General features: G+C 72.2%; 6 protein-coding genes. 3 read left to right on the top strand and 3 right to left on the bottom strand.

The annotated features are described in order from the left end of the window. The first annotated feature begins 368 nt into the window (after positions 1-368). Complete coding sequence (locus ACGFZS_RS44760) at positions 369-1,283, top strand: LD-carboxypeptidase (RefSeq protein ID WP_393800001.1); 915 nt, start codon at positions 369-371, stop codon at positions 1,281-1,283. Positions 1,284-1,338: 55 nt separating this feature from the next. On the opposite strand, the gene ACGFZS_RS44755 is transcribed toward ACGFZS_RS44760, so the two are convergent. Both ACGFZS_RS44755 and ACGFZS_RS44750 read right to left on the bottom strand, forming a co-directional pair. Next, entirely contained in the window at positions 1,339-1,719 is a 381-nt protein-coding gene (locus ACGFZS_RS44755) for a hypothetical protein (RefSeq protein WP_393800000.1), read from the bottom strand. Positions 1,720-1,841: 122 nt separating this feature from the next. After that, positions 1,842-2,717, bottom strand: a complete 876-nt coding sequence (locus tag ACGFZS_RS44750; RefSeq protein WP_393799999.1) for a dienelactone hydrolase family protein — start codon at positions 2,715-2,717, stop codon at positions 1,842-1,844. A gap of 94 nt (positions 2,718-2,811) precedes the next feature. Between ACGFZS_RS44750 and ACGFZS_RS44745 the strand changes: the two genes are divergently transcribed. Further along, positions 2,812-3,831, top strand: a complete 1,020-nt coding sequence (locus ACGFZS_RS44745; protein WP_393799998.1) for a GlxA family transcriptional regulator — start codon at positions 2,812-2,814, stop codon at positions 3,829-3,831. A gap of 452 nt (positions 3,832-4,283) precedes the next feature. On the opposite strand, the gene ACGFZS_RS44740 is transcribed toward ACGFZS_RS44745, so the two are convergent. Then, entirely contained in the window at positions 4,284-4,982 is a 699-nt protein-coding gene (locus ACGFZS_RS44740) for a TetR/AcrR family transcriptional regulator (RefSeq protein WP_393660639.1), read from the bottom strand. A 104-nt stretch (positions 4,983-5,086) separates the two neighbouring features. On the opposite strand from ACGFZS_RS44740, the gene ACGFZS_RS44735 reads away from it, so the two are divergent. Further along, entirely contained in the window at positions 5,087-5,644 is a 558-nt protein-coding gene (locus ACGFZS_RS44735) for a hypothetical protein (protein WP_393799997.1), read from the top strand. Positions 5,645-6,000 lie beyond the last annotated feature (356 nt).

Below are 6,000 nucleotides of genomic sequence, written 5' to 3'. Positions count from 1 at the left end.
GGGCAGCGCCGTTTTCCACGGGGGGACACCTTCCGGGTGCAGGGTGGGAGTGGTGGGGGGGGGGGGGGGGCGGCCCCCCCCCCCCGCGCGCGCCCCCCCCCCCCCCCCCCCCCCCCCCCCCCACGCCCCCCCCCCCCCCCCCCCCCCCCCCCCCCACGACTGTAGCGATCTACGGCCGGAGTAATAGGGCCTGTTGTAAAGGTGGATCCAGGCTGCGGACGATCACCTCCTGGGCGGCGCGGCGGTGATCTGACGAACGGTCGGCGTGCGCGTCTGGAGCCGTCGGCGCCGCATGGTTGTGGGCCCGGCCCATGCAGAATCGTCGGATGGATGACTACCGGAATCCGCAGCCGTCAAGGTCGCCGCGTGTGCGGCCCGGTGACCGGGTGCGGATCGTCGCTCCTGCCTGTCCGCCGAGTCGGGAGGAAGTCGATCGGGGCGTCGAACTGCTCACCTCCTGGGGCCTTCGGGTCGAGCTGGGCGAGCACGTCTTCGATCAGTGGGGCTACATGGCCGGGCGTGACGAGGACCGCGTCCGCGATTTGAACGCGGCGTTCCGCGATCCGGGCGTCCGCGCCGTGATCGCCGCCAGGGGCGGCAAGGGCACCTACCGCATCGTCGACGACCTCGACACCGACGCCCTCGGAAGCGACCCGAAGCCGGTCGTCGGCTTCAGCGACATCACCCACCTCCACCTCGCCCTGTGGTCCCGCTGCCGCCTGGCCACACTCCACGGCCCCTTCGCCAAAACCAACGACACCTACACCGGGCCCGCCTCCGCCGAATCCCTGCGCCGCGCACTCATGACCACCGACCCCGTCACCCTCCACCGCGACCCCTCCGAGGCCACCGCCGACGTCACCGTGGACGGCACGGCGACCGGCGTCCTCATGGGCGGCAACCTCGACGCGATCCGCACGGAGACCGGAGCGGGCCTGCCCAGCCTGCGGGGCGCGATCCTCTTCCTCGAACACCAGCGAGGAACCGGGCTGGGCGAGGTCGACCGCGCACTGACCCAGCTCACCCGCTCCGGGGCACTCGACGGTCTGCACGGCGTCGCCCTCGGCCAGTTCCTCGGCTTCGAACGCGATGCCGACGATCCCGCGCTGGGCGGATGGGGCATCCGCGACGTCCTGCGCGACCGGCTCGCCGGGCTCGGTGTGCCGGTCCTGGGCGGACTCCCCGCCGGGCACGGCACCAACCCCCCGACCATCCCGCTCGGTACCCAGGCGACGATCGACACAGCCACCGGAACGCTGACCGTCCTGCCGGCCGTCGTCTGAGGCCGGCCCGAAGCGCGGCTTGACCGGGACTCGGCCAACCCGTGCGCTCACGGCACTATCCAGCCCAACTGACCAAGGTCTCGAAACCTGAGCTGTCGCAGTAGGACACCGCACGGCCCTCAGCCCCGATGTCGCCGCCGACCGCGTCGACGGTGTCATCGAGGATGTGGGTGCCGCCGTGTTCCAGGCCTGCCTGGTCAAGCCTTTTCGAGGCCGCGACAACCGCACGCCCTGCCGACTCGGTGTCCGCCTCGCTGGTTGGCGTGGCGTGTGCCGCGTCCTGCCAAGACCCCAGCTTGGCGCAGTAATCCCGCTGCAACTCCTTGGCCCGCGCTGGATCGTGTGACGAACAACCGCTCATCAGGGCAGCGGCAACGACAACGGCCGCTGCTCCCTTGACCGATCGCGTGACCCCACAGCCGTGCCGCATGGACATGCCCTCCCCGAAGCTGTCGGCAGAGAGTATGGATCACAAAGGGGCCACCTTGCAGCACCCCCGGAGCGGCACGGCGCGGGATACACCGCAGTGGGTGGCGTGACCCTGTCGAGGCGCTCGCGTCAGTTCGGCTCGTCGGTTCCGGTGTCGGGTGTGGCCGGTCTCAGCCGTTCGGCGAGGAAGGCGATGATCTCGTCGCGGGCGCGTGTGGTCGGGTGGCCCTGCTCGTCGACGAGGTGGGCCGTGGTGACGCTGTGGGCGCAGCCGACGACGTCGCGGAAGAAGGGCGGCGGGTCCGTGTTCGCCGCTTCGTCCGCGAGTACACGGCCGTCGAACGCGTCGCCGAGCAGCGCCCGGTAGCCCGCGAACCGTCGGCCGGTGCACCACCTGTCGTTCTCGAAGCGGTAGGCGAGCACCTTGAGGCCGTCGCGGTGGATGCGCTCGGCCACGCGGGCGGCGTCATCGGCTCCGATCTCCAGGCCCGCCGGGTCGTCGAGGGGGAGTGAGGGGTGGTTGACGACGGGGGCGATGACGGCGGGTTCGAGCGTCATGGTCAGGGCGAAGTTGCCGGTGAAGCAGAGCCCGACCGCACCGACGCCCGGCCCGCCGCACTCCGCGTGCGCCACCCGTGCGAGTCCGCGCAGCCAGGTCACGACGGGGCTGGTACCGCCGCCGGCGAACGCACGGAACTCGGCGCTGACGCAGGCCCGCCGGACGACGGCCTGGCCCGCCTCGGCGGTCGGGTAGGCGCCGTCGACGCCGAACAGGGAGGGCAGGTACACACGGAAGCCGGCCTCGCGCAGCCAGCGCGCCAGGCGCGCGACGTCAGGACTGATCCCGGGCATCTCGGGCAGCAGGACGACGGCCGGTCCCGACCCGGTGACATGCACGGTCCTGCCGACCGCATCGATGTCGACCACGCGGTGCGAGAAGTCGTCCAGGGAATCGGCCGGGGAATCGGCCGGGGAGTCGTCGGGTCGCGGGTGGGTGGTTGTCATGAGCGGCAGCGTGGCAGGAGACTGCCTCTCTCAGAAACGGCGGCATCGCCAGATAGTGCGGCGAAATCGCCACCCGATCGTGCCGGGGGGACACATGAGTTCATTGCGACTGGGAGTGCTGGCCTACCCCGGGTGTTTCGGCTCGGAGGTGTTCGGGGTCCCGGACCTGCTGGTGATGGCCCGTCACGTCGCCGCCGCGCAGGGGGTGGCACGACCCTCGTGCGAAGTGTCCGTGGTCTCGCCCCGACGGCGGGTGATCATGTCCGGTGGTCCGACGGTCGGCGTCTCGGCCATGCGCCCGGTGGACGTGCTGGTGGTGCCGGGCTTCGAGCTCACGCCCGCGCTCGATCTCGACGCGGCACTGGCGGACCTGCGGCCCGAGGTGGCGGCGATCCGCTCGCAGGCCGCCTCCGGAGCAGCCGTCGTGTCGATCTGCGTCGGCGCCTTCCTCGTTGCCGAGGCCGGCCTGCTCGACGGGCGCGAGGCGACGACCGCCTGGTTGTTCGCGGATCGCCTCGCCCGCCGGTACCCCGAGGTGAAGGTGTGCCCCGAGCGCCTGGTCGTCACCGACCGCGGAGTGACCACCACGGCCGCCTTCAGCGCCATGTACGACTTCGCACTCCAGCTCATCCGCGCGCAGGACGGCCCCGGCGTCGCCCGCTCCACCGCGCGCGTGGCGCTCGTCGACGACGCCCGTACCAGCCAGGCCCCGTACGTCGACCCGGCGCTGCTGCCCGTCGCCGGCCGCGAGTTCTCCGGCGGTGTGAAGCGGTGGCTCGACCGGAATCTGGGCTCCCGCTACGATCTCTCCGCCCTCGCCGCGGCGTTCCACGTGAGCACGCGGACGATGCTCCGCCGCTTCGGTGAGGAGGCGGGCCAGAGTCCCCTCGCGTACCTGCAGTCCGCTCGGGTCCGCCGGGCCCGGCACCTGCTGGAGACGACCGACAGGACGGTCGCCCACATCGCGGCCGACCTCGGCTACGCCGACGCGAGCACGTTCAGCGCCGTCTTCGCCCGGCACACGGGCCGGCGACCACGGGACTACCGCGCCATGTTCCGCCGCCCGCCCGCAGAGCCGGTCCGCGTCATCCCGCACGAGCCCGGCACCCGCTGACGTCCCGGAGAGCCCTGTCTCTGTCCCCAGGCGAAAGGTGACCGGCAGTCCGGCAGGTAGCTGTCAGAGGGCCATCGCCATGACGACGGCTTCTTGGGCTGACGGAGCACGGTACAGGCCTTGTCGAGATGCCCGTACGCCGCCGACCGCGGCACCCCCGAACAGCTCCGCGAGCTGCCACACCGTCTGTTCCCCGGTCAGTTCGGCCGACTACGTCCGCAGGCGTCGGCCGACCCGGCCGCAGGCGGCAGCCCGTCCGCCCGTCCGCCCGTCCGCGCGTCCGTCGTGTCGTGTTCGCCACCCGTGCCCGGTCCAAGGCCTTGCCCGGCCGGCGGCTCGCCCAGCAGCACACCGCGATCCCTCGCCCGGCGGACATACCGCACCTGGCCAGACCACGCCCGGGCTCGCTCAGTACTCGGTGCTCGGCGTGGCTGGTCGCGTCCCGGCCTCGGTTACGCGCTGGGTGGCGAGCACTCGATGCCGGGGACCGTCGTGGCCGCCGAGGGGACCTGGCCGGGGGTGGAGTCGGCGTGCTCGTCGAGCCCGCGCGCGGTGTGGATCCGCAGCAGCCCTTCGATGCCACGCAGCAGGGTCTCGCCGGCCGGGACGGGGTCGCCGAGGTAGCCGGCGCTCATCGCGCCGTCGCGGAGCATGACGAAGTGCTGCCCGGCGTGCTCGGCCTGCGCGGCTGTGATCTCGGCGAAGAGTCCGGTGATCGTCTGCAGGAACCACTCGCGGTGTTGTACGACGGCACGGTGGACCGGGTGGTCGGGATCGGGGAATTCCGCTGCCGCGTTGAGGAAGGCGCAGCCGCGGTAACCCGGTGAGCGGATCTGCTCGACCAGGGACGCGCCGATGCCCCGAAGGATGCCGTCGGGCGGCACGTCCGCGGCTGTCAGGGAGTCGATCTGTGCGCGGATCGCCTGGTCGACGCTTCCGATGTAGGCGACGGCGAGGTCTTCTTTGCTGCGGAAGTGGCGGTAGAAGGTGGCGTTGGTGACCTTCGACTCGGCGACCAGACGGTCGACGCCCACCGTGTGGATGCCCTCCGCGTAGAAGAGCTGCCCGGCCGTCCTCAGGAGCCGTTCCCGGGCCTCGGAGACCCGCCTGCCGGTGCCTGTGCCGGCTTCCGTCTTCGTCATGTCACCCATGTTAGCGGGTAGAACGCTCTCTCTTGTTTTCGCGGAACGGGTGTGCCAGTCTGCAAAACAAGAGAGAGCGTTCTCTCTGTGTTCCGCAGTGACTGGAGAACCCCATGGCATCCACCGCCTCCGCCGAGCCCGTCGGCGCCACGCCCGCCCTGCGCCGGCTGTACGTCATCCGCTTCGTCTTCGCCGTCGCGTGGGCCGCGCTCCTGCTGGTGTCCGGCTCCGAGCTCACCGTCGCGGCCCGGCTGCTGCTGTTCCTCTATCCCGCCTTCGACGTGGCCGCGGCCGTCGTCGACGCCAGGTCGGCGCGCGCCGCCGGGCCGGTCAGGGGCCTGTACGCCAACATGGCCGTCAGCGCGCTCGCCGCCGTCGGCGTCGCGGTCGCCGGCGCCTCGGGCATCGCCGATGTGCTACGCGTCTGGGGTGCGTGGGCCGTCGCCTCCGGGCTGGTCCAGCTCCTCGTGGGCGTCGCGCGCCGGCCGATGGGCGGCCAGTGGGCCATGATCGTCAGCGGCGGTATCTCGGTGCTGGCCGGTGCGAGCTTCATCCGAAGCGCCTCGCAGGACGCCCCCTCGCTGACCGCCCTCGCCGGCTACGCCACGCTCGGAGGGATCTTCTTCCTCGCCTCGGCCTTCCGCCTGTCCCGCTCGACCCCCAGGAGCTGACCGGACGGAGGCGACGCCGGGGCGCGGTGCGGAGCCGGGCGGCGAGGGGTCCTGCTGGTGTCCCGGACGCGCTGGGCCCGACCAAGGCCTCCTGGACGAGTGCCTCGCCGCCGGATCCGCAGCTCCGCGGTTGGCGCAGCTCCCAGCCTCGGTCGCCGACCACGGTCGACGAGCTTGCCGTCCGAGACCCGCGCGGCGCCTTCGCTTCCGACCGGCTCGGCGTCCATCAGCGCTGCGGGCGTGGGGGGAGTGGCGGTATCGGGCGGCTGGGGCCACCGTGCGTGCAGGTTGCTCGCCCGGGCCTGGTAGGCGCCTGGCTGAAGCCGGCCGGTGCTTCCCCGGACCTGCTCGCTCCG

Origin of the sequence: Streptomyces sp. NPDC048288 (assembly GCF_043201555.1) — a bacterium.
GTDB lineage: Bacteria > Actinomycetota > Actinomycetes > Streptomycetales > Streptomycetaceae > Streptomyces.
This window is presented reverse-complemented; position numbering and strand designations above follow the sequence as displayed.